Annotated in this window: 19 protein-coding genes and 1 tRNA gene; 11 read left to right on the top strand and 9 right to left on the bottom strand. The window is 54.4% G+C overall.

Annotated elements, in window-relative coordinates; genetic code table 11:
- Positions 1-40: 40 nt before the first annotated feature.
- Positions 41-745, bottom strand: a complete 705-nt coding sequence (locus MTC_RS10550; protein WP_014406681.1) for an AIM24 family protein — start codon at positions 743-745, stop codon at positions 41-43.
- Between the two features lie 228 nt (positions 746-973).
- Here MTC_RS10550 and MTC_RS10545 point away from each other — a divergent pair, with 228 nt between their 5' ends.
- The gene (locus MTC_RS10545; RefSeq protein ID WP_014406680.1) at positions 974-1603 is read left to right on the top strand and encodes an HhH-GDP family DNA glycosylase; all 630 of its coding nucleotides are present in this window, start codon (positions 974-976) and stop codon (positions 1601-1603) included.
- Here MTC_RS10545 and MTC_RS10540 read toward each other — a convergent pair.
- Complete coding sequence (locus MTC_RS10540; protein WP_158308520.1) at positions 1583-2500, bottom strand: UbiA family prenyltransferase; 918 nt, start codon at positions 2498-2500, stop codon at positions 1583-1585. The genes MTC_RS10545 and MTC_RS10540 overlap by 21 nt on opposite strands.
- Before the next feature lie 207 nt (positions 2501-2707).
- Here MTC_RS10540 and MTC_RS12710 point away from each other — a divergent pair, with 207 nt between their 5' ends.
- The 3 genes from MTC_RS12710 to MTC_RS10525 are packed head-to-tail and all read left to right on the top strand — an operon-like array spanning position 2708 to position 6120.
- Entirely contained in the window at positions 2708-4513 is a 1806-nt protein-coding gene (locus tag MTC_RS12710) for a PAS domain-containing sensor histidine kinase (protein ID WP_158308519.1), read from the top strand.
- 51 nt (positions 4514-4564) lie between these two features.
- Entirely contained in the window at positions 4565-5509 is a 945-nt protein-coding gene (locus MTC_RS10530) for a carbohydrate kinase family protein (RefSeq protein ID WP_014406677.1), read from the top strand.
- The gene (locus tag MTC_RS10525) at positions 5506-6120 is read left to right on the top strand and encodes a cyclase family protein (RefSeq protein ID WP_014406676.1); all 615 of its coding nucleotides are present in this window, start codon (positions 5506-5508) and stop codon (positions 6118-6120) included. Before MTC_RS10530 ends, MTC_RS10525 begins: the two co-directional genes overlap by 4 nt.
- Positions 6121-6133: 13 nt before the next feature.
- On the opposite strand, the gene MTC_RS10520 is transcribed toward MTC_RS10525, so the two are convergent.
- The 4 genes from MTC_RS10520 to MTC_RS10505 form a co-directional block, all read right to left on the bottom strand.
- On the bottom strand, positions 6134-6781 hold the full coding sequence (locus MTC_RS10520) for an FKBP-type peptidyl-prolyl cis-trans isomerase (RefSeq protein ID WP_014406675.1): 648 nt from the start codon (positions 6779-6781) through the stop codon (positions 6134-6136).
- A gap of 49 nt (positions 6782-6830) precedes the next feature.
- Positions 6831-8024 (bottom strand): redox-regulated ATPase YchF, encoded by a 1194-nt coding sequence (locus MTC_RS10515; RefSeq protein ID WP_014406674.1) that lies wholly within the window; start codon positions 8022-8024, stop codon positions 6831-6833.
- A 75-nt stretch (positions 8025-8099) separates the two neighbouring features.
- Positions 8100-10016, bottom strand: a complete 1917-nt coding sequence (locus MTC_RS10510; RefSeq protein WP_014406673.1) for a hypothetical protein — start codon at positions 10014-10016, stop codon at positions 8100-8102.
- A gap of 62 nt (positions 10017-10078) precedes the next feature.
- Positions 10079-11701, bottom strand: coding sequence for a tRNA uridine(34) 5-carboxymethylaminomethyl modification radical SAM/GNAT enzyme Elp3 (locus MTC_RS10505; protein ID WP_014406672.1), 1623 nt, complete (start codon positions 11699-11701; stop codon positions 10079-10081).
- Positions 11702-11787: 86 nt separating this feature from the next.
- Between MTC_RS10505 and MTC_RS10500 the strand changes: the two genes are divergently transcribed.
- From MTC_RS10500 to MTC_RS10470, 7 genes are all read left to right on the top strand, one after another.
- Complete coding sequence (locus MTC_RS10500; RefSeq protein WP_014406671.1) at positions 11788-12849, top strand: helix-turn-helix transcriptional regulator; 1062 nt, start codon at positions 11788-11790, stop codon at positions 12847-12849.
- A gap of 116 nt (positions 12850-12965) precedes the next feature.
- Positions 12966-14045: a M24 family metallopeptidase gene (locus MTC_RS10495; RefSeq protein WP_237705900.1), complete on the top strand. Its 1080-nt coding sequence runs from the start codon at positions 12966-12968 to the stop codon at positions 14043-14045.
- Complete coding sequence (gene map / locus MTC_RS10490) at positions 14042-14917, top strand: type II methionyl aminopeptidase (RefSeq protein WP_014406669.1); 876 nt, start codon at positions 14042-14044, stop codon at positions 14915-14917. Before MTC_RS10495 ends, map begins: the two co-directional genes overlap by 4 nt.
- Before the next feature lie 52 nt (positions 14918-14969).
- Positions 14970-16394, top strand: coding sequence for an aldehyde dehydrogenase family protein (locus MTC_RS10485; RefSeq protein ID WP_014406668.1), 1425 nt, complete (start codon positions 14970-14972; stop codon positions 16392-16394).
- Positions 16395-16411: 17 nt separating this feature from the next.
- Positions 16412-17689 (top strand): peptidase MA family metallohydrolase, encoded by a 1278-nt coding sequence (locus MTC_RS10480; protein WP_014406667.1) that lies wholly within the window; start codon positions 16412-16414, stop codon positions 17687-17689.
- Between the two features lie 85 nt (positions 17690-17774).
- A tRNA-Leu gene (locus MTC_RS10475) sits at positions 17775-17859 on the top strand.
- A 401-nt stretch (positions 17860-18260) separates the two neighbouring features.
- Positions 18261-18671: a fasciclin domain-containing protein gene (locus MTC_RS10470; protein ID WP_014406666.1), complete on the top strand. Its 411-nt coding sequence runs from the start codon at positions 18261-18263 to the stop codon at positions 18669-18671.
- An 11-nt stretch (positions 18672-18682) separates the two neighbouring features.
- Here the strand turns inward: MTC_RS10470 and MTC_RS10465 are convergent, their stop codons facing one another.
- The 3 genes from MTC_RS10465 to hisB are packed head-to-tail and all read right to left on the bottom strand — an operon-like array spanning position 18683 to position 21135.
- A complete protein-coding gene (locus tag MTC_RS10465) occupies positions 18683-19585 on the bottom strand; it encodes a DMT family transporter (RefSeq protein ID WP_014406665.1) in 903 nt (300 codons plus the stop codon).
- 40 nt (positions 19586-19625) lie between these two features.
- The gene (locus MTC_RS10460) at positions 19626-20534 is read right to left on the bottom strand and encodes a DMT family transporter (RefSeq protein WP_272941628.1); all 909 of its coding nucleotides are present in this window, start codon (positions 20532-20534) and stop codon (positions 19626-19628) included.
- A 22-nt stretch (positions 20535-20556) separates the two neighbouring features.
- The gene (hisB, locus tag MTC_RS10455) at positions 20557-21135 is read right to left on the bottom strand and encodes an imidazoleglycerol-phosphate dehydratase HisB (protein WP_014406663.1); all 579 of its coding nucleotides are present in this window, start codon (positions 21133-21135) and stop codon (positions 20557-20559) included.
- Between the last annotated feature and the right edge of the window lie 89 nt (positions 21136-21224).

Below are 21224 nucleotides of genomic sequence, written 5' to 3'. Positions count from 1 at the left end.
GCGTGCCTGGCACCAGCATGAGCATTTGATGTGGCCTTATTTAATGGGATTGTCCCTGCGCCACCTGGAAGTAGACCTCCTCGTAAGGCTGGACTACGACGAAGCCGCTCCCGCGGAACTCCATCTGGAAGGTCTCCCCGCTTCCCCTGCCCAGGAGCGTCTTAAACGTGATGTCCGTCTTGAGCTCAGGGTATAGCGAGCCCGACCATGCGACCGTAGCGTTGGGGTCGGTCGAAACCGGGCTGTCCGGCGTAACCATTAAAGTGACCGGGTCATAGTAAGTCGTGATGGCGGCCATGCCGGTGCCCTCAAGCCTTATGTTGAATAGGCCGCCAGCCATCATAGTGGAAACCCTTCGCATGAGCTTGATATCGTACTTCAGGGAAGGCTCGAATGCGAGCAGGTCGTTCCCATTCACGTATATAGACTGGTTCTGCAGGTTCAGGATGGATATGCGCTTCCCCTCGTCGGCCAGGTATAGCTTGCCGTTTCCCGCCGCTCGCATGAGGTGCGCGCCCTCACCGGTGACGGCCTTTTTCAGCAGCGTTCCCAGGCCATGGTCCAGCATGCCTTCCCGCTCGAACCTGACCGCGCCACGGTACGCCACCATAGAGCCTAGCTTGGCCCACACCATGCCGTTCAGGTTGACCTCGAGCATGCGGTCGTTCTCAAGCTCGAACAGTCCTTCGCCCCTATCCTTCTGTGCCGTCTGGGATACAAAATCCCCTATCGTGTATCGTGCCATAGGATTATATCGAGTCCATTATAACATAAAAATATTTGTGGTTGAGGAGGTCGAGTACACAAAGCAAACACCAAGTACACAATTTTTTAAAAATAATAAAGAGATTGTGTACCTAGTGTTTTTTGTGTACCTTGTGGTGAAAAAGTAGTGTTTTTTGTGTACCTTGTGGTGAAACGTCGCCCTTTAAGTCCCCACCATGAGGGATATCCATTTAGCTTTGCGACGCCAATGCGAGAATGGTGGCAGAAGTTGGACGTGAGCGAGCTCGTAAGCAGTATGGGCGAGCCCTACTCGAAGATGCTTGGAATAGACCTCCGCATGGGGGACGCTGAATATGTAAAGTGGCTACTGGCGTCTATACTGTACGCTAAGCCCATCCGCGAGGAGTCGGCGACCAGGACATTCAAGGAGTTCGAGGCGAGCGGGCTGGTGGACGCTAAAGCCATAGCGGAGGCGGGGTGGGACCGGCTTGTTACAGTGCTGGATAAGGGCGGCTACACCCGATACGACTTCAGCACGGCAGCAAGGCTTCTCGAGGTCTTCGGAAACCTGCTGAAAGAATATGGGGGGAGCCTCCAGCGGCTCTACGAGGCGTCCGCTGATGAGGAAGACCTTGAGCGGAGGCTCATGGGGCTGGGCAGGGGCGTCGGGCCGATCACGGTCTCCATATTTTTGAGGGACATGCGGAGCGTGTGGCCTAAGGCAAGGCCAAAGCCGACGCCACGCGTCAGGAAGGCGATGTCGCTGCTGGGAATAGGCAACCTGGAGGATTACGCGAGAAGGCATGGGCTGGACATCGTCAGGCTTGAGACGGCGCTTCACCGCTATTCCAGAACGCTAAAGGAGCGCCCTCAATGAAAACGCCGCCTTGCCCAGGGCAAGCAACGCGGGCCAGAAAATGGTCTCCAGGTCGGCGAGCATGTAATACATATAACCTAAATGCTGCGCCTCTACTCCGCTAGCGCGCCCCACGTTATAGTGAGTGAAAACGGCCAGGGCTGTCATGAAAAGGGCGTACTGCGGAATTATCCCTAATAGTATTCCCGCGACGAGCGGCAAAAACGATAAGGCGTTCATGGCTTGCAGCAAGCGTACGGTACGCACCCTACCGAGCATCACGGGCAGCGTCTTCAAGCCCTCCGAGGCGTCGGACTCGACGTCCTTAAGGTCGAAGAAAATGACGTTGCCCAGGCTCCTCATGAACAGGAAGAGGAACAGCAGGACGAATGCGCAATCGAGCGGCAGCGAATAATAGGATAGCAGGCCGAACGACACGCCCGACGCCCATATGCCCGAGGTGAAAGCGTTCTTAAACCCCGGGACCTTCCTGGTAATGCCCTTGAACGCCGTCGAATACATGACGCCTAGCAAGGTTAATACGAGTATCGTAATGATAAGCCCCTGGTTGGCGAACAGCGCCAGCGCCGCGAGCAACAGCGCCGCGTAAAACAGGTAGGGGCGTATTCCTGCCCTATTCGATAGGAATGCCGCCCTATTCGGGTTAGTCAGCCTATCCTTTTCTATAGACCGGTAATAATCCGCGCTGTACACGATTAAAGTCGCCAGGTAAGCTATTAAAAGCAGGGGCAAGTCCACCCTTATCTCCATTAAAGTGGCCATGAACAGGACCTTCATCGGCGCCCCAAAAGCGGTCAAGTGTCCCCCGTAGACTATCTCGTTCCTGAGAAAGGCTCCGGCTCTCAACATGTGAGCGTAGCCACGGCTTACGCTCTCCCCATTTACATTGCTACTCATGCACTCCATCCCGTTCCCGATCGGCAAATTACCAATCGGTAAAAATGTATATGGTATTATAAATATAATAATTATTTGGTGTATAAAAAATTGCAAGGCTTATATAAGAGGGAGTAGTATATTAGCCATGGTAGCATGGACTTCAACATTTTAAAATTAAATAAGCATAATTTATGGGTTTATGCGCTGATAGGCTTACAGCTACTGGTGCTCATAAGCATAGCCACGTTTCTCATGTCAGCCGTTGGCAAGCTAAGCCTGGCCACCGCCATCTCCACGACGATCATGTTCTTGCTTGGCCTGCCCCTTCTTATTCTATCATACTCGTCCACTGCGGATAAGAAGCTGAAGGCTGTATTCTTTGGGCTTACAGGAAATCTCGCCATCCTGTCAGCCTCCGGGATAATATGGTATGTACTATCCCCAACTTTTGGCTTTGAATGGCTCGTCCTGGCGGCGAAGGCGCTCATGGTGGCCGGATACGTGCCGCTCATCTACGCCCTCATCAAGGCTTATTCCGAGGACCATGAAAAGCTCGGTAGAAAGGCGAAGATATTCATCGGCTTCGTGAACGCATCGTGTTCGCTCGGCATACTGTTCTTCGCCCTTACCCACCTGTTTGAAGGCGATGCCTTCGATATCATCGTTTATACGCTTGCATCGCTCGCAGACCTCGCAATCATCGCCCTGGCGGCCGCTCTCCTCACAGTAAATGCCAGGGCCACGCTTCGCTATATCTTTTCTATCGTGTTCTGCCTGATGCTCCTGAGCCTGGCGGGGGACTCGCTGAACCTCATAGACGCCTTGAACGCGGGCCCATATAGCCTATCGGCGTACTCTAGTTATTTCTATGACTCTATGCTGCTATTCACCACCGCCGCCCTTCTCATCTATTTCTTATATCAGGATTTTTGTAATGCGGAAATAGTGGAAGCCAATAAGAGGCTCAGCGATGCCAGGCATGCCATGAACGACCTGGTCATGCAAATGCCCGATGCGGCGTGCATATTTAACCGGATGGGCGATGCCATATTAGCGAACAACTCATTCCTCCAGGTATTCGGGGTGAGACGAGAGGATATCATAGGAAAGTTCAACCTTTTCGGCCATGCATACTCTCTCAAATGCGATGTGGCCGATAAGGTAGAGCTGCTCAAAAAGGGCGAGGCCATCTTCATGGAGCGGGTAAAGATATCATTAAAGGCTGAAGCACCCTCTTATATATCCTTTAAGATATTTCCGACCTTCTCGGGCGATGGCGCGATATCCAGCTTCATAGCGATATGCGAAGACGTCACCTCCAGCGTAAAGGCTGAGGAGGAGCTGAGGCAGGCGAAGACGCTCATAGAGCTTTACATAGATCTCATGGGGCACGATATAAGCAACATGAACCAGATTGGCATGGGCTATCTGGAGTTAGCGCTGGAAACGATCGACGTCAAAGATGACAGGAGGCAGCTCCTGGTCAAGCCCCTGGAGGCAATGGGAAACAGCTCCAGGCTTATCGATAACGTGAAGAAGCTCAGGCGTGCGAACGAGGGCGATATGAGCCTCTATCCCCTGGACCTGGGTAAAGTGCTCCGGGAGGTCATCGCGGAGCATGGCGAGTCGCCGGCCAGGGAAGTCGCTATCGAGTACGACATCGCAGAAAACGCTATAGTCAAGGCTAACGAGCTGTTAAAGGACGTGTTCACGAACCTGGTCAGCAACTCCATAAAGCATTCGGGTGGCTCTGTAAGGATAAATATTAAGCTTGAGCCGCTCGATAAAGGGGGCAAAAAGCATTATCGCGTCACGGTGGAGGATAACGGCCCGGGCATACCCGATGAGTTAAAGCCTATTATCTTTGATAGGCTCTGGAGGGGGCGTAACAGGGCAGGCGGAAATGGGATCGGCCTGTATCTTGTAAAGGCACTCGTCGATAAGTTCAGCGGCAACATAACCGTGGAGGACCGCGTGCCGGGGGACCGTAAGCAGGGCACGCGGTTCATCGTAACGCTGCCCGCCGCATAAGCTGGACAGGTAGATATACCTATTCCCGTAAATACGTTTAGGGGCGTGGAAATGCCGAGAATAGCCACCGTAGGGGACGTCAACGTCGACCTCATCGCACGGATAGACAGGATGCCCGAGATGGGGAAGCAGGTGATCACAAGGGATTTCCAGACCCATGGGGGAGGCTGTTCCGCCAATTTCTCTCTCTCATGTGCGCGGCTCGGGATGGAGGTCCAGCTATTCGGCAAGGTTGGGGACGACGTTTTCGGCAGATACGTGCTCATCGAGCTTGAAGATAACGGGGTGGATACTAAAAACGTGCGGATGACGGAGCAGAAGACGGGCGTCACGGTGGCCATCGTCCAGGGCATCGAGCGTTCTTTCATAACGTTTCGAGGGGAGAATGCGACTTTTTGCCTAGATGACATAGATGTTTCGAAGATTAGCGCTGACATGGTGCATCTACCGTCGTACTTTTTGATGGACGCGCTGCGGGATGGCTATGTTAAGCTCATCGATTTGTTGCATGCGGCGGGCGTGAAGGTGTCATTTGATACTGGCTGGGACCCCAGGGGGTTCATTCCCGAGACTGTGGAGCCGCTCTTCAGGATACTCCCGCGGGTAGACGTGTTCCTTCCGAACCTGGATGAGGCGAGGAGCATACTGGGGCTGGGGCCTGATGTGGGACCTGAAAAGGCCGCGGAGATACTGCTGGACATGGGGGTTAAGGTCGTCGCCATCAAGATGGGGAAGGACGGATGCTGGGTGGCCGACCGTGAAAGGATTGAGTACGTGCCCGCATTTCAGGTGAAGGTGGTTGACACCACCGGCGCGGGAGATAACTTTGACGCGGGCTTCATATGCTCTTATATCAGTGGCAGGCCTCTGAGGGAGTGCGCCATCATCGGCAGCGCAACCGCCGCCCTCAAGATAGGCGGCATAGGGTGGTCTACCTATCCGACGCGCAAACAGGTCAATACTTTTTTAGCCGGGAAAGGCTTTAAAGGCTTATGATGAAAATCCACGACGTTTCTGTGAGCATTTATAATGGTATGCCCGTCTTTCCCGGCGACCCTCCCCCGGACATCAGGCGAGTCGTGAGTATGCCCGCAGGCGCCTTTAATGTATCCTTGATGCGTACGGGTACCCATGTGGGGACGCACGTGGACCCGCCCGTCCACTTCATCGAGGGCGGCTATACGGTGGATAGGATACCGCTTGACCACCTGTACGGCCCCGCCTGCGTGATCGAGTTGCCAGACGTGGACTCCGTTACTGCAGATTGCCTTAAGGGCGTTGACGCCGACATCATTCTACTAAAGACGAAAAACTCGGCACTCTGGGAAAGCGGAGAGTTCAGGAAGGATTACGCATATCTCGACGAGGGCGCAGCCCTGCTCCTCGTCGAGAAGAAAATTAAAACCATCGGTATAGACTACTTATCGATAGGCCGCTTCGATGGCGGCGATGCGGTACATAAAATACTGCTTGGCGCGGGCATCACCGTCATAGAAGGGCTGGACCTGAGGAAGATAAGGCCGGGCAGGTATACGCTGGCGTGCCTGCCCTTAAAAATAAAGGATGGGGACGGCGCTCCCGCGAGGGCTTTCCTCATCGAGGAATGATCGCCTCGCTCGCTTAAGTAGCCGAAGGGCTCTGGTTTAACGCCACAACGGTTACGTCTAAGACGAGCGTCTTGCCCGCCAGCGGGTGGTTGTAGTCCAGCACAGCCGTATCATTTTCATTTATTTTTATGGTGTACGGCTGGAAAGGCGATATTTTGCTTAACCGCACGACTTTAGCCGTGGTGTTATTAGGGCCAACAGCCGCCACGTAGACGAGCTCATCGTTATACCTGATAGTCTCATTCACGAACACGCTGAAGTTCGTGGCGTTGCCCGTGACCGTTTCCAGGGGCGCCGTCACTACCTTTGAGGCGTCATAGTCCCCATACGCCTTATCGGGCGTTATCGTGATGTTCGCCTTCGTCTCGTTTACCTTCATCCCCTTGACGACGTCGTCGAACACCTTAATTGGGTGGCTGTTTGAGCCCACTATGAAAGAGTATGGCACATACGGGTTCGCGACATTGTATATGCCGTTTTCTTTTGCGACAGTCGAGTTCGTGGTCTCGACCACCTTTCCGGCCGTATCCCTAAGGGTGTAATCGACATATACGAGGTCGCCAGCCGTCACCGCCTTTTCCGTCGGCGAGGCACATCCCAGCACCATCGCTGAAAGGAGGATGGCCACTAATACTACCTTCACGTTGCCATGCATAAGCATCACTTATGTTACCTTACTTTATGCCGCCCCGATTAAATAAATATGTTGGTCATCTCGTTGACGCGATCTTGACGATGTCGTTATTCTGGAGCTCGTGCTTTTCGCCGAGCCTCATCTTGGTGCGGGCGTTTACCCCGAACAGGAATGACTCGCCAATCTGCGTGTGTACTTTGTATGCCAGATCCCTTGCGGTCGACCCCTTCTTGACGAGGAAGGCGTCGGGCAGCACATTGCCGCTCTTGTCCGTGAACTTGCCCTCGTCCTCCACAGGGTAGACGACGATGTAGTTGAGCAGCCCAAAAACGACCTCGTTGATGCATTTTTGGATGCCCGTGCCGCCATTCCTCTTAAGGAATGCCGCCATCTTATCGAGCGCCGCCTTTTGCTGTGGGGTCAGCTTCTCAGGGTTCTTGATGGTAAAGCCTTCATCGCCTGGCAAATAGTCGATATAGCCATGGCTCGCAGCGTTCCTCAGGGCGAGCTCAATGCCGGCGCTACATGGAATAACACGATATCCCTCCTTTTCAAGGCCCTTCAGCTTCTCCAGGTTTTCGGGCGGGGCGATGTCGGCCTTATTGGCCGCTATCACCAGCGGCTTGCTGATGCGCCTCAAATAGTCGGAAAGCTCGATCATCTCGGCCTCCGTCCAGCTCGAGATGTGCCTGTCCGCCAGCCCCGTCTCGAGTAGCGCCTGCTTCGCCATGACGGCGTCTACGCCCAGCCCGGCAAGCTGCTCGGCAATGACGTCCTCTACCTTCTCTCCAGAAGCTGACGCCTTCCTCGAGAGCTTTATCCAGTTCTTATTCAAAATCCCGTACATCCACATGGTGATCTCATTCTCTAAGAACTTGATATCGTCAAGTGGAGCATGGGAGCCGATGGGCACGACGTTTCCCTCGATATCGGTGCCGCCGCTGGCATCTATAACATGAATTATCGCCTGCGCCTGCCTCATGTCATCCAGAAAAGCGTTACCAAGGCCTTTACCCTTATGGGCCTCGGGCACCAGCCCGGCCACGTCTAAGAGCTCTACGGCGATAAAGCGCTCCCCATTGACGCATTTTTTACAGGCAAGGTGAAGCTCCTTACACGGGCACTTAGCCCTCACATAAGAAACGCCCAGGTTAGGCTTAATGGTCGTAAACGGGTAGTTCGCTATCTCGACGTCCGCTAGAGTAGCGGCCTTGAAGAACGTGGATTTTCCGCAGTTCGGCTTCCCTGCCAAAGCGATAAGAATGGACATGCTCAACACGACTTCCAGCTTAAGGATACTATGATGCCGAGAGATATTTATCGTTTTTCCCGATGGTCCGGTGGCTTATTGTTCTATCATGGGGGCCGATGGCTTACGGTCCGCCACGCCAATGCGCATCATCGTGTTGAAGAGGCCGTTGGCCTTCTTGAGGTGCTTCCTGGCGGCCGCCGCGGGCTTTTCCTTGCCCTTATCGTCGTAGATGCGGATAGCCTCATTATAGGCCGCGATGGCGCTGTCACACGCGCTTATCGCGCTTTCATAGCGCTTCTCCCTGAAGTGTATCTCAGCCACGGCGACTTGAGTTAAGCCCATACAGGTCTTAATGAAGGCGTAGCGCTCGGGCAGCTCTCTGGCGTCCATAGCTTTCGCAGCCCTCGAGTAAGCGTCGAGGGCGTGGCTAGCGTGCTTTAAAGACAGGTCAAACATCCTGGACTTCAGGTAGACCTCGCTCACGATAGTGTGAGCGAAGCCCATGCCTGACAGGGTTTCCACGTAGTCCTCTGGCGAGCGCCTCTCGAAGAACTTGACGGCTTCGGGGTATAGCGCAAGGGCGCCGCGCGCCGCCTGTATCGCCTCGTCATAACGCCTGCCACGGCAATACTCGTCTGCGAGGAACGCATAGGCCTGGGCCGCCCTGCCACGATAAGCTGCGGAGTCCCAGGAGGTCGTGTTGAGCATCTTGCCCGCCTCCTCGAAGGCCGAGGCCGCGCTTCGGTAGCTCTTGACAGGGTTCTTTACCTTTGCGAGGGCCATGTACGCCCTGCCTATCTCCCCCTTGATGCAGGCGTGGTCCATCGGGCTCGCCTCGGCGCTGCGTGCCGCGAGGGCCTCGTACAACAACGTGAGCGCCTTGGTGGCATGCTCCTCGGAATCGTAGGCCTCCGCGAGCCTCCTGTACACGCCGCCAGCGACATATAGCGTATCGCCGTACTCCCCGCTGGAGAGCGTGCGGAAGCCTACGGCTTTCTCCGCAATCTCCGCGGCCCTTTCCAGCGCCTCGCGGCGGCCCGTGCGGTCGTATAGCATGGCATAGTCCTCCATCATCCTCGCCCTCAGCCTGCTGGCCGCCTTCTCGTCCATGGCCGAGGCACATGAATTAAATGTATAGTCCATCAAGCGGAATGCGAGCGAAGCCACTCCCTGGTGAGTTGAAGCTATCGCGACATCCCTTAGCCCGTCTATGGCGTGATGGACGATCTCGCTATTGCCGTGCTTTGCCGCTATGCACGCTGTCTCGGCGATAAGCGAGGCCAAGGAAGATGATAGGGCTATTGACCCGCAGCTTTTTTGTTGGCCTTTTGATAGCGCCATATCCTTCATGCCATCGAGCGCTTTGAGCACCGGCTCGCCGTCTCCTGACCTGCAGAGCCTGTCGAGCAGCACGGCCATGCTCATGCCCGAGCCCCTGAGCACCGGCTTTTGGAATGCAACTGGCTCCACCGGCCCATCCCTGCCAGCGGCCTCGAACTCCTTTTTGGCCTCCTCCAGCATGGAGGCCAGGACGCCGTAGGGCTTGACGTGCTCAAGGACGCTTATCGAGTATGGCACCAGGGCTGCGATGCCCATCAGCGATAATGCAAGCGCCGCCTCTGCCTCCACTCCCTCGAAGGCCATGGGCTTAAAAGCTATATCTGAAGCTAAGAATATGATGGGCAGGAGCATGAGAGCGGTATAGATGATAAAAGGTGGAGAATTTATCAGGCTGGCGGCGTGGCTACCATATCTTGCAGATGAAAGGTACGAAAGAAAAACGCTCGCCAGCAGGGATAAGGTGAAGGCGATGACATCGCAAACAAGAAAAGCCACAAGCAGGGCGCTTCGCTCATCTACAGTCAGAGCCGCCCTGGACATGTAGGCCTCGCCCACGATGAAAACCACGGCGATGGCCAGGAGCGATAGCGTGGCCACCGTCACCGCATTGACCTCTGTCTCAGGTTTTTTTGGAGCCTTTATAAGATGGGCGGCAGGCAAAAGCTTCATATTTAGATAAATTATATTAAAAATATTTAATATTTGCCATATAATGTATTATATTATTTTCATCAGGGCCGGAGCCGCCTGGACATGTATGGCCCGTCACGCCCGAAGCCCAGCCTTTCATAGTAAGGCCGCGCCCCTACGCCGCTCATGACCGCCAGCTTGCCGTATCCGGCCTCTCTGGCAATGCTGGCGGCACGCTCCAAAAGCTCTGCGCCATAGCCCCTGTGCTGCCAGTCCTTGCCCTTCTCGCCTATGGGCACCATCCGGCCGTAGACATGAAGCTCGCGGATGAGAGCGGCATCCTCAAGCTCAGGACGATGGGGGCGGCACGGGAACCTTAACCTTATAAAGCCGATTAGGGCATCTATATTAAACTCCTCGAAGAATATGAAGTGCTCCACGCCGCCGCACGCCTCATACTTCTCCACCCCAAGCCTGACCGCATCCGGGTCCGCCCTCAACCCTTTAAGCATTTTATGGCCGACCTCGCGACACCTTATGCACCGGCACCGCTTCCCCTCCGCTTGCATAATATCATATGCCATCTGGCGCACGTTGCTCTTCAACACGCCGGCCACGATGTGCTTTGCGGGTATGTCCCTCTGTATGCGCTGCAGCCTCACCCAGGCGGGCAGGCGCTCCTTTATGTCCGCAAGCAGCCTGGCCGCCTCCTCGCTGGAATATGGCACGTACTCTCCCCTCTCCCACATATCATAGAGCCTCGTGCCCTTTGTGACGAGCGTCGGATAAATCTTCAAATAATCAGGACAGAACCGGCTGTCATTAAAGAGCGCCTCGAACATGCGCAGGTCCCTCTCCATGTTCGACCCGGGCAGCCCCGGCATCATGTGAAATCCTACCTTAATGGCCGAGTCGCGCAGCGCCCGGTTGGCCTCCACGCTGTCCGCCACCGTGTGCCCTCGCTCGATCCTTTTTAATATGAAGTCATAGGTGCTCTGCACGCCCAGCTCGACTTTCGTCACGCCCATGTCCAGCATGCGGTCAATATGGCGCTCCTTACACCAGTCCGGCCGTGTCTCGAAGGTCATGGCCACGTTTCTGACGGCAGCCGTCTCGTTCGCCCTCTGGGCGTCCTCCAGGTACTTTGTATGAAGCGGCTCTCTGCCAAAATCGTTCATGGCGTCCAGGCACCGCTTCACGAACCACTGCTGGTAGTCAAGCGGCCTGGCCGTGATGGTGCCCCCCATGATGATCAGCTCGGCCTTGTCAAGCTTGTGGCCGATTTGCTTTAGCTGGCTCAGCCGTGCGGTGACCTGCCTGTAGGGGTCGTAGTTCTCCTGTATTGCCCTGAGGGCGGCCGGCTCGGCTCCCGTGTAGCTCTGCGGCGAATTAAAAATGGAGTCCACGCCTCCCGGGCAGGGGACGCACCTGCCATGCGGGCATCTATACGGAGACGTCATGACCGCGATGACCGCCACCCCGGAAATCGTCCGAATAGGACGCTTCTGAAGCAAATCCAATACCGCATCCCGGTCATCTCCAGCGGCGCTTAAAATGTCCGAGTTACGGGGCAGCTTAGAAAGATGATACGCTGCGCTAACCATCTTCTTCGCCTTATTTAGCTCATCCTGCGTGGACACGTCGCCCGACAGGATGAGGTCGACCAGCTCCCGGCAAGCAGCCATCGTACTATCCATGCCGATGCACCTTATGCATGAAGACATATTCTATTTTTCCATGCCCGCCGGACGATAAAGAATATATCAATCAATACATAAACTGTTAGTAAAAAGGCCAGGCCTGGATATAGATGAACCGCATCTCTATAAAATTGGCGCTCATACTGCTTGCGAGCCTTTGTATAGTTTATATGGCCGCTCCCCTGACGGCGGCCTCCTCAACTGTCATCAAGGTTGAAGTCCTGCCTGGCGGGGACTCCAGGTGGACGACGGAGAAGCTCATCCCGCTGGACACGCCCGGCGAAGTCGCCGGCTGGGACGCCACCGCCAGCCAGAACATCGAGAGGTATAAGGCGGAGTTCGAGGGGCGGATGAAGGATTACGTGGCCAGGATAAGCGCGGCGGTTGACAGGCCCATGTCCATAAAGGACGTAAACGTCACGGTCGAGAAGGCGCAGCCATACGCCTTATCGGATAACGCCTCCATCACCTACGGCGTGGTCAGGTACGAGTTCACCTGGACCGGCTTCGCCATGGCAGCAGGCGGCTCGCTTGAGGTGGGGGACGCATTCGTTGATGGCTTCCTGCTCAACAATGATGACTCAATAACCTTCATCTTGCCCGCGGGATATACCATTAAGAGCGTATCTCCGGCCTGCGATGAGATGAGGGATTCATATCAGCCCCAGGTGAAGTGGATGGGGCGGTCGGCCAACGGCACAGAGGCAAGGCTGTTCTCCTCGGGCGAGCCGGCCATAATCATGGAAAGGATGCAGGCGCCGGCCTTTAGCGTCGAGTGGTGGGCGCTCGTGCCCGTGTCGCTCATATCCGCCGCCTTAGGCTTCGCAGCCGCCTACGCCCTCTTCAGGAGGCGTCGCTCACGGACGCCAGAGGAAACTTATGCTGATGGTGACATGCCCATGCCGGATTCTGGCTCCGTTACGCCCTCCCCCGCCCTGGACGAAGGCCGCTACATGTCAGACGAAGAAAAAATAATAAAATATCTCGAGGAAGCGGGGGGCCAGATGTTCCAGTCTGACCTCGTACGGAAGACGAGCTTTTCCAAGTCAAAGCTCAGCATGGTGCTCTCCGGGCTAAAGGATAAGGGGATGATCGTCAAAATCAAAAAGGGTAAGGAGAACCTGATCAGGCTGAACAGGCCTCCTGAAGGCCCTGTAGAGGACGGTAAGTGAGCCCGGCATAAATTTTTAAGCAAGGAGGGCCGCTTCTATTAAATGATATTATGACAACGATGCGAGACTGTTCGCCCCCCATTTTGCTCTTGGGCGAGAGCTACCATAATGCTGATATGTACTATAAGACGGGCTTTCTGGCGCCCGACAGGTTCGTATATATTTGTAAGGATGATGAAGAGCGCATCCTGGTCAGCCAGATGGAGTACGAGAGGGCGAAAAATGAGTCGAGAGTCAAGCAGGTACACTCGCTCGAGGAGTATGGCTATACCGAAAAGCTGAGGACAGTTAAGGACCCTGACGTTGCGCTGGCGGATACGCTGGCAGCCATGCTGTCTTCCTTAAAAGTCAAAACGGTCAGGGTGCCAAAGGATTTTCCCTTGCTGATGGGCGACATGCTGAGAGCACGGGGCGTGGAGGTCGTACCTGCCTCGAAGCTATTCGAGGAGGCCCGCTCGGTGAAATCGCCCGACGAGATCGAGAAGATTAAAAAAGCGCAGGCTGTCAACGAAAAGGCCATGGCACGGGCGCTCGGCATAATAAAAAAGTCAAAGGCCAGGAATGGTACGCTTTATTACGGAGGAAGGCAGCTTACGTCCGAATTCTTGCAGCGTGAGATAGAGATGGAGTTCATAAGTAATGGTTATGACGCGAATGACACTATTGTGGCGTCGGGCCCCCGTTCGGCGGACCCACACTTCGCAGGCGAGGGCGCCATCAAGGAAAACGAGCCAATCGTCATCGACATTTTCCCGTATGGCAAGAAGGACAGGTATTTCGCTGACATGACGAGGACGGTGGTAAAGGGAACGCCTTCGCCCGACATCCGGAAGATGTACGATGCCGTGCTGGAAGCGCAAAACCTGGCGCTAAACGCCATAAGGGCCGGCATCACCGGAAAGCAGGTTAACGACCTCGTGTGCGATTACTTCGAGAAACAAGGCTATGGCACGATTAGGACTAAGTCCGTGGACGGCTTCATCCACTCGACGGGCCACGGGGTGGGCCTTGAGATACATGAGCACCCCTCGGTAGGGGAGGCCGGGATCGAGCCTCTTAAGCCAGGGCAGGTGGTCACAGTGGAGCCGGGGCTATATAGGCCAGGCGTCGGCGGGGTGCGTATTGAGGATATGGTTGTCGTCACCGAGGATGGCAACGTCAACCTCACGAAATTCCCGAAAAAGCTGGTGATATGATGGACGCAGAAGTTTTGGATAAGTATAGGAAGGCTGGCGCCATCCTCAAACAGGTGAGAGAGAACGCCATACCGATGGTTAAGAAAGGGGCGCGGCTTCTCGACGTGGCGAACGCCATCGAGGCCGATATAGTCGCAAAGGGCGGAAAGCCCGCCTTTCCCGTGAACATCTCGCTCAACGACGAGGCAGCACATGACACGCCGGGCATAGGCGACGAGCGGGAGTTTGGCGACGACATGGTTAAGCTGGACATCGGCGTCCACGTGGATGGATACATAGCGGATACGGCGGTCACCGTGGACCTCTCCGGAAACCCCGATCTGGTAAAAGCCTCCAGGAAGGCGCTGGAAGAGGCCATCAAGCTGGTCAGGCCTGGCGTGAACACAGGGCAGATTGGCGCCACGATAGAGGAGACCATCGAGGGCTTCGGGCTTAAGCCCGTCTATAACCTTACCGGCCATGGGCTTGAGCGGTACGTGCAGCACGCGGAGCCCGCCATACCTAACAAGCGTATCGGGCAGGGCATCATCCTGGAAGCTGGCCAGGTCATCGCCATTGAGCCTTTCGCCACTAACGGCATAGGCATTGTCGTCGAGGGCCCGGTGGTCGAGATATTTAGCACCATTAAGGTGAAGCCCGTTCGTATGCCAAGCGAGCGCGAGGCTTTAAAGGCTATCGAGCAGTATAATGGGCTGCCTTTCGCCAGGCGTTGGCTTGGCGATGTTAAGTATATAGATAGGTCTCTGGCCTCTCTGATGAGGCAGGGCATCATCCACGGCTACCCCGTACTTGTGGAGCATGAGCATGGCCTGGTGTCTCAGGCTGAGCATACCATGATTGTCACCGAGGATGGCTGTGAGTTAACTACATGAGCGTTTATATGAGGCCTAACATCCTAGAGTATTTTAAGATTGGTGCATAACTATGATGATGCTCATAGACGGCGAATGGACGGGCTCGTGCTCGGAGGAGACGTACGAGGTAAAGAACCCGGCGAACGGCAGGCTGGTTGACACGGCACCACTGGGCAGCGCAGAAGACGTGAAGCGCGCGGCCGACAGCGCTCATGAGGCCTTTAAAAAGTGGTCTGAACTCACAGCACGGGAGAGGGGAAAAATCCTGTTCAGGGCGGCGCAGCGCGTAAGGGAAAAACAACACGAGCTGGCCGTTACGCTCACCATGGAGCAGGGCAAGCCGCTCAAGGAGGCGCGGGACGAGATACAGGGCTTCGCGAACATATTAGAGTATTACTCGGGTATATCAGCCGCCCTCGAGGGCAGGGCCGTCTCGCTCGCAAATGGGAGGCATGGCATAATCTTGAGGCGTCCCATCGGCGTCTGCGGGGCAATAATCCCCTGGAACGTGCCCGCGATAATCATGGGCTGGAAGGTCGGCCCTGCCCTCGTGACCGGGAATACTCTTGTCCTTAAGCCTGCGACGACAACGCCGCTGACGAACCTGTCCCTGGCCTCTATCCTGAATGCTTCAGGGCTTCCTAAGGGCGTGCTCAACGTGGTAACCGGCAACGGGGCGAGCGTGGGAGAGGAGATAGTGCGCAACCCGCTCATCAAAAAGCTATCTTTCACGGGCTCCATCGAGACGGGTAGACGGGTGCTTCAGGCAGCTTCTAGCTCTATGAAGCGTGTCACGCTGGAGCTGGGAGGTAGCGACCCCATGATCGTGTGCGACGATGCGGACATAAAAAAGGCCGTAGAGGGTGCGGTTCACGGGCGGTTCTACAATTGTGGGCAGACGTGTACGGCCGTGAAAAGGCTTTACGTGTTCGAATCGATAGCCGATGAGTTCGTGCGAAAGCTGAGAGGCCGTGTTGAGCGCCTTAAAGTGGGCAACGGCATGGAGGAGGGCGTCGACATGGGGCCGCTAAACAACAGGGCGCAATGGGAGCAAATAAAAACGCTTGTCGACCGGGTTAAAGAAAAGGAGGAGGGAACTGTCATAGCAGGCGGAAAGGTGCCTGAGGGCGAAACATATAAAAACGGCTATTTTTACATGCCCACCCTCGTGACCGACGTGGCGCCTGATTCGGCCCTGCTCAAGGAGGAGGTGTTCGGCCCCGTGCTCCCCATAATCACGGTTAAAGGCCTGGACGAGGCAATAGAGCTGGCCAACGGCTCAAAGTTCGGGCTCGGCTCATCCATCTGGACCAATGACATCGAAAAAATTCGGGTAGCCTGCGAAAGGCTGGAGTCGGGCGTCACCTGGGTCAACCAGCACGTCAAGCTGCCCCCTGAGATGCCATTTGGCGGCGTCAAGGAGAGCGGCATCGGCCGGGAGAACGGCCTCGAGACCATAGACGCATACTGTGAGCTTAAAAGCATCATAACGTGAGATGGCGAGGAGATGACATGATGTCGTTAACCGGCAGGCTTTGCTGTATAACGATGACGCTTATCGTCGTGATCACGGCGCTTTTTCCCGTGGTCGGCGCCGCAGCTTCCACGGAATTCGTGCCAAGACCGCCCTGCGATTTTTACTTAAACAAGGATGACCCTCACTTTAATGTATACTATGACTCGACGATGGTCTCTGATATAGGCAGCGTTGTCATTAGCGCCGACGCCGCATACGATGCGGTAGCGGCATTCTTCGGCCCCTACGATTACAGGGTCAACATCATACTGGCATCAGACCACGACCAGTACGTCAGAATCATCACCCTGAACCTACCTGACTCCCGCAACATACCAGAAGACGAGGATTCCAGCAATTGGGGATATGGCGAGCAGGGCACGATAGTGATAGAAATGCCTGACCGGATAGAGAACATTACAGATGCTTTAAAGCATGAGCTCACCCATATCGTGATGCGCACCAGGCTAATCAATAATGGATATGCCCTGCCAGAATGGCTCTCCGAAGGCATGGCCATATATGTATCGGGCGGCCTTTCCAATGACTCAATGGCCATGCTGGAGGGGGCAGCCAGGAACGATAGGCTTTTAACGATATCCCAGATGGAGGATGCCCTTAAGCATCCTATCGACCCAGTTTTGGGCGATAAAGACCTGAGCATGGCAAGGGCGCAGTCCGGCATGCTAATTAAGTATATAGTCGAGAAGTATGGAAGAGAGAGCGTGAAGCAGATCCTGCAGAATTTTGCGGCTAACACTGACCTCGATAAGGCGTTTTTAAGCCAGATTGGCTGCACTCCTGATGAGATAAACGCGGGCATGATGGCCAACCTGAAAGCCGAGCTGGCAGCGAGAGACAGGCAAGAGACAGCCCAGCGAGTCTATGGTTATGTGGCTGGCCAGGATGGAGAGCCCATTGAGGGCCAGACCATCCTGTTTACCTCCATGAGTAATGGCTCGGGCTCGTTTGGCAAGGTGTACAGGGCAGTGACAGATAAGTTTGGCTATTACGACGTGAATTTGACATATGGGTCCTTTACCGTGCACGTAGAAGGCCTTAGTGGGTATCAGCCATTCGATAGCAACATTACGCTCGCGAAGAACGAGGTGAGGCTATATAACATTACGCTTGGGATGGAAAAACTTGTAAGCCATGACTTTTCAGCTAGCAATAATGCTGCTGGCGATGGGATTATTTACGCCTTGCTGGCCGTGTTGAACCTTGCCTCCATCCTATTAGTCGCAATAGTGTTCTGGCGCGTCAGAAAATGAAAGTTTAATCGCCGGCTCGTATCTAAAAAAGTTTAAATAGTATGCACCGCCTATAAATGACCGCATTTACTGGGTTTTTATATACGCAGGGGTTGCCAAGTCTGGTCAAAGGCGCAGGATTCAGGGTCCTGTCACGTAGGTGTTCGAGGGTTCAAATCCCTTCCCCTGCACTACAATTTTGAAAGGAAAAATATTTGCCATATATGCAGGTTCAATCGCAATTCGCATTTTATACGAATAAATTGGAACAAATTGTTCCCATGATCGCTCAATTGTAGAAAAAATATCGAAAAAATGCTTATTTATGGATATATTTACACTCCAAATCGAAATATTTATTATATAATGGAACAACAATTTCTTAACGAGCAAAAGCTAAAATAGGTATCAAATGCTATAAAGGGAAGCCAATTGGGGCGTGCAATCGAAAATAGAGGGGATTGTACAATAAGCGGGGAAAGCCAGGCGGCCGCATGGGGGGCATGCAGCCAAATGGAGGGGCGAATTGGCTTCCCAGCTAGCATGAAAAGTTAATATCCTGGAAGTCTATTTAAATCGTTGAGTTGAGGCCTTGAGCGAGCATGGTAGAGCGTGGCTGCTGAACGAGATGACCGCCTGCGAAGTATTATCATTAGAGGGCGGGTTCAATAACTTTGCCAGGGCACTCCATCTCTCCAGCGTTGGCGACATGCTGGAAACTAAGGGCCCTTATACCGTGTTCGCGCCGCCGGACGACGCCTTTAACGCCAGTACGATAGGCCTGCTGATGAGCGCGGCAAAGCTGGACGAGATGCTGCGTGACTTCATAGTCCCTGGCAGATACCCGCTGGAGAGCCTGCGCCGCCTGCAGGTAATTAAGGCAGCCAGCGGACGCTACCTCACGATATCATGTCGCGATGGCGTCGAGGTGAATGGCGCGAAGATAGCTAAGCCCGACGTGCCATACAATAAGGGCATCATACACGAATTATTAAAGCTCTAAGTTTACTTAAACTAAGAGCCTTCTATTTCCGCAAGGTACATGCCGAGGAGCACCATGAGCCCTCCGCCTATGGATGCAATGGTCATGGACTCCCCCAGGATGAGCCAGGCGAGGACGATGGTGGAGAGGGGCACGAAGTATATATAAAGGGCCACGCTCGAAGCATCCATCTTTTCTAGGGCCATGTTATATACCAGGTATGCGATGATGGAGCAGAAGAGGGCTAAAAACAGGATAGATGCCGCCGCATCTAAAGGTAAATTTGTGAGGGGCGCATGAGGCGTCAAGAGATAAAACGGTATGAGGCCTATGGCGCCTATTATGAAGACATAATTAAGGATAGTCAGCGTATGGTATCTTGAGGCGAGCCTTTTACTATAAATGGAATATACAGCCCACAGGAATGCGGATGCCAGGATTAGCAGGTCTCCCGTAGTGCCGCCGCCAACGTCGAAAGACAGCGTGCCTTTAGAGACAAGAAGGGCCACGCCGGCGAAGCCTATCAACGGGCCTATAATCCTCCAGGCGGTAAGCCGCTCCTTCAGGAAAGCGGCGCTGAGGAAGATTATGAAGAATACTGAGGTGTTTATGAGGAGGGAGGCGTTAGTGGCGGTCGTATAGTCCTGCGCCGAGACCTGTATTATGTATTGGATGGTTACGCCGGTCAGTGCCATGATGAACAAGGTGCCCAGGTCTTTCTTATCGATTATGAGGATACTTTTGCCTTTCCAGAGATATGCGATGACCAGAAGGAGGGGAGCGGCTAAAAAGAAGCGAAGCGAGGCGATTTCTATGGGCCCAATGCTGCGGAGGGCTATAGCGTTTGCCACGAATGAGCCTCCCCAGAAGACGTTGATGGCGAATAGGGCCAGCATAAGTGGGACGTGGCTTCGCCGTCTTTCTCCGCCGGGCATAGACTAGCCTAACGCTCCCATATGCATTAAAATTTTCCACCTAGTGGCGCCCCTGGTCTGCCGCACCTAGGCTTAAGCCTTTAATGTGTCCGATGAGCTTGAGGTTATTATCTGCCATCGCCACGCCTGCTATGATGAGGAGGGCCCCTAAAGCAATGAGGATGGTGAGAGGCTCGCCCAGCAGCAGGATTGCGAATAGTATGGCAAAAAACGGCTCAAGGTACTGGTAGATAGCTGTCTTTGAAGGCCCCAGCTTGATTATAGAGTCGTTGAAGATGAAATAGGCTATGATGGAACAGACCAGAGAGAGGTATATAATGGATGCCCAGGTAACCGTCGATAAGCCTGCCAGGGCATGGTGAGGCGTTACGAGGTAGGCCGGTATAAGCCCTATAAGGCCGACCAGGAATATGAAGTTTAGCTGTGAGAGCACCGAATATTTTCCGGCCAGCCGGTTGCCGACGAGAATGTATACGGCCCACATGATGGCACATGCGAGCACCAGGCCGTCGCCTATGAGGTTTGGGGTGAACGCGAGGCTGCCCCTTGTAGCCACCAGGGCCGCCCCCAGGAATGCCACGATGACGCCAAGATAGTTATCTGCGGTGAGCTTCTCCTTGAGGAATAGCGCCGAAGGTATGATCACAAAAAACGTCCCCATGTTTATTAGAAGCGCCGTGTTCGTGACCGAAGTATAGGTCATTGCCACGAATTGTACTATATATTGAAGGGTTACGCCGGTGAGCGCCATTACGACTAGTACCGGCATGTCTTTTCTTGCTATTCTAAGAGCCTTTCGGCCTTCGAGGGCCAGAGTTATAACCAGTAGTAATGGCGCGGCTATGGCAAACCTTATGGTGGCAAGCTCCACGGGGTACATGTCCTGCAGCCCTACTTTGGAGGCGATGAAGGAGCCGCCCCACAGCACCATCACGAGGACGAGCGCCAGCTTTGCCCAGGTGGCGGCCCGTTTAGAGCATTCCTTTAGTACTTGGGACCCCCCGTTTTTCGTTCTTTCGGGTGGCCATCCACAGGGCTACCCCAAGCGCCTTGAACATGGATTCGACCATGTGGTGGTCGTCTTCTCCCTCGATTTTAACGTTAACGTTGATGCCCGCTGCCCTGGCGAACGAGTCCACGAAATGCCTGGTCATCCGCGTCGAGTAATCGCCTATCTTCTCGCAGGTGAAGTCTGCCTTGAATATCGAGTAGCCCCTGCCGCTTATATCGACCGCAATGACTGAAAGGGCCTCGTCCATGGGTATCAGGGCGTGCCCGAACCGCTCGATCTTCGACTTATCACCGAGCGCTTTATTGAAGGCTTCTCCCAGCACGATGCCCACGTCTTCAACGAGGTGGTGGTCGTCGACGTGCAGGTCCCCCGATGCTTTTATCGTTAAATCGAAAAGCCCATGCCTGGCAAATGAGGCCAGCATGTGGTCAAAAAAGCCTATGCCCGTGCTAATCTTCGAATTGCCGCTCCCGTCCAGGTTCAGCTCGACGGATATGCTAGTTTCTCTGGTTTGCCTGCTTACGCTGGATGTCCTCATGATATCAAACTTAATCCTTACCCTAACGTAAATAAATGTTTGCCTGGCATGCCTTCTCTTAGTAAGGGCATTTTTCTTCTACACTGGAA

The sequence above is a fragment of the Methanocella conradii HZ254 genome (genome assembly GCF_000251105.1).
Classification (GTDB): Archaea; Halobacteriota; Methanocellia; order Methanocellales; family Methanocellaceae; genus Methanocella; species Methanocella conradii.
The sequence above is the reverse complement of the archived record's forward strand: the minus strand, read 5'-3'. Positions and strand labels throughout refer to the sequence as shown.

What these genes read in the sequence shown, in the direction of transcription:
- MTC_RS10550 (WP_014406681.1), bottom strand. Translation starts at nt 745, where the DNA reads ATGGCACGATACACGATAGGGGATTTTGTATCCCAGACGGCACAGAAG.
- MTC_RS10545 (WP_014406680.1), top strand. Translation starts at nt 974, where the DNA reads ATGCGAGAATGGTGGCAGAAGTTGGACGTGAGCGAGCTCGTAAGCAGT.
- MTC_RS10540 (WP_158308520.1), bottom strand. Translation starts at nt 2,500, where the DNA reads ATGAGTAGCAATGTAAATGGGGAGAGCGTAAGCCGTGGCTACGCTCAC.
- MTC_RS10530 (WP_014406677.1), top strand. Translation starts at nt 4,565, where the DNA reads ATGCCGAGAATAGCCACCGTAGGGGACGTCAACGTCGACCTCATCGCA.
- MTC_RS10525 (WP_014406676.1), top strand. Translation starts at nt 5,506, where the DNA reads ATGATGAAAATCCACGACGTTTCTGTGAGCATTTATAATGGTATGCCC.
- MTC_RS10520 (WP_014406675.1), bottom strand. Translation starts at nt 6,781, where the DNA reads ATGCTTATGCATGGCAACGTGAAGGTAGTATTAGTGGCCATCCTCCTT.
- MTC_RS10515 (WP_014406674.1), bottom strand. Translation starts at nt 8,024, where the DNA reads ATGTCCATTCTTATCGCTTTGGCAGGGAAGCCGAACTGCGGAAAATCC.
- MTC_RS10510 (WP_014406673.1), bottom strand. Translation starts at nt 10,016, where the DNA reads ATGAAGCTTTTGCCTGCCGCCCATCTTATAAAGGCTCCAAAAAAACCT.
- MTC_RS10505 (WP_014406672.1), bottom strand. Translation starts at nt 11,701, where the DNA reads ATGTCTTCATGCATAAGGTGCATCGGCATGGATAGTACGATGGCTGCT.
- MTC_RS10500 (WP_014406671.1), top strand. Translation starts at nt 11,788, where the DNA reads ATGAACCGCATCTCTATAAAATTGGCGCTCATACTGCTTGCGAGCCTT.
- MTC_RS10495 (WP_237705900.1), top strand. Translation starts at nt 12,966, where the DNA reads ATGTACTATAAGACGGGCTTTCTGGCGCCCGACAGGTTCGTATATATT.
- map (WP_014406669.1), top strand. Translation starts at nt 14,042, where the DNA reads ATGATGGACGCAGAAGTTTTGGATAAGTATAGGAAGGCTGGCGCCATC.
- MTC_RS10485 (WP_014406668.1), top strand. Translation starts at nt 14,970, where the DNA reads ATGATGATGCTCATAGACGGCGAATGGACGGGCTCGTGCTCGGAGGAG.
- MTC_RS10480 (WP_014406667.1), top strand. Translation starts at nt 16,412, where the DNA reads ATGATGTCGTTAACCGGCAGGCTTTGCTGTATAACGATGACGCTTATC.
- MTC_RS10465 (WP_014406665.1), bottom strand. Translation starts at nt 19,585, where the DNA reads ATGCCCGGCGGAGAAAGACGGCGAAGCCACGTCCCACTTATGCTGGCC.
- hisB (WP_014406663.1), bottom strand. Translation starts at nt 21,135, where the DNA reads ATGAGGACATCCAGCGTAAGCAGGCAAACCAGAGAAACTAGCATATCC.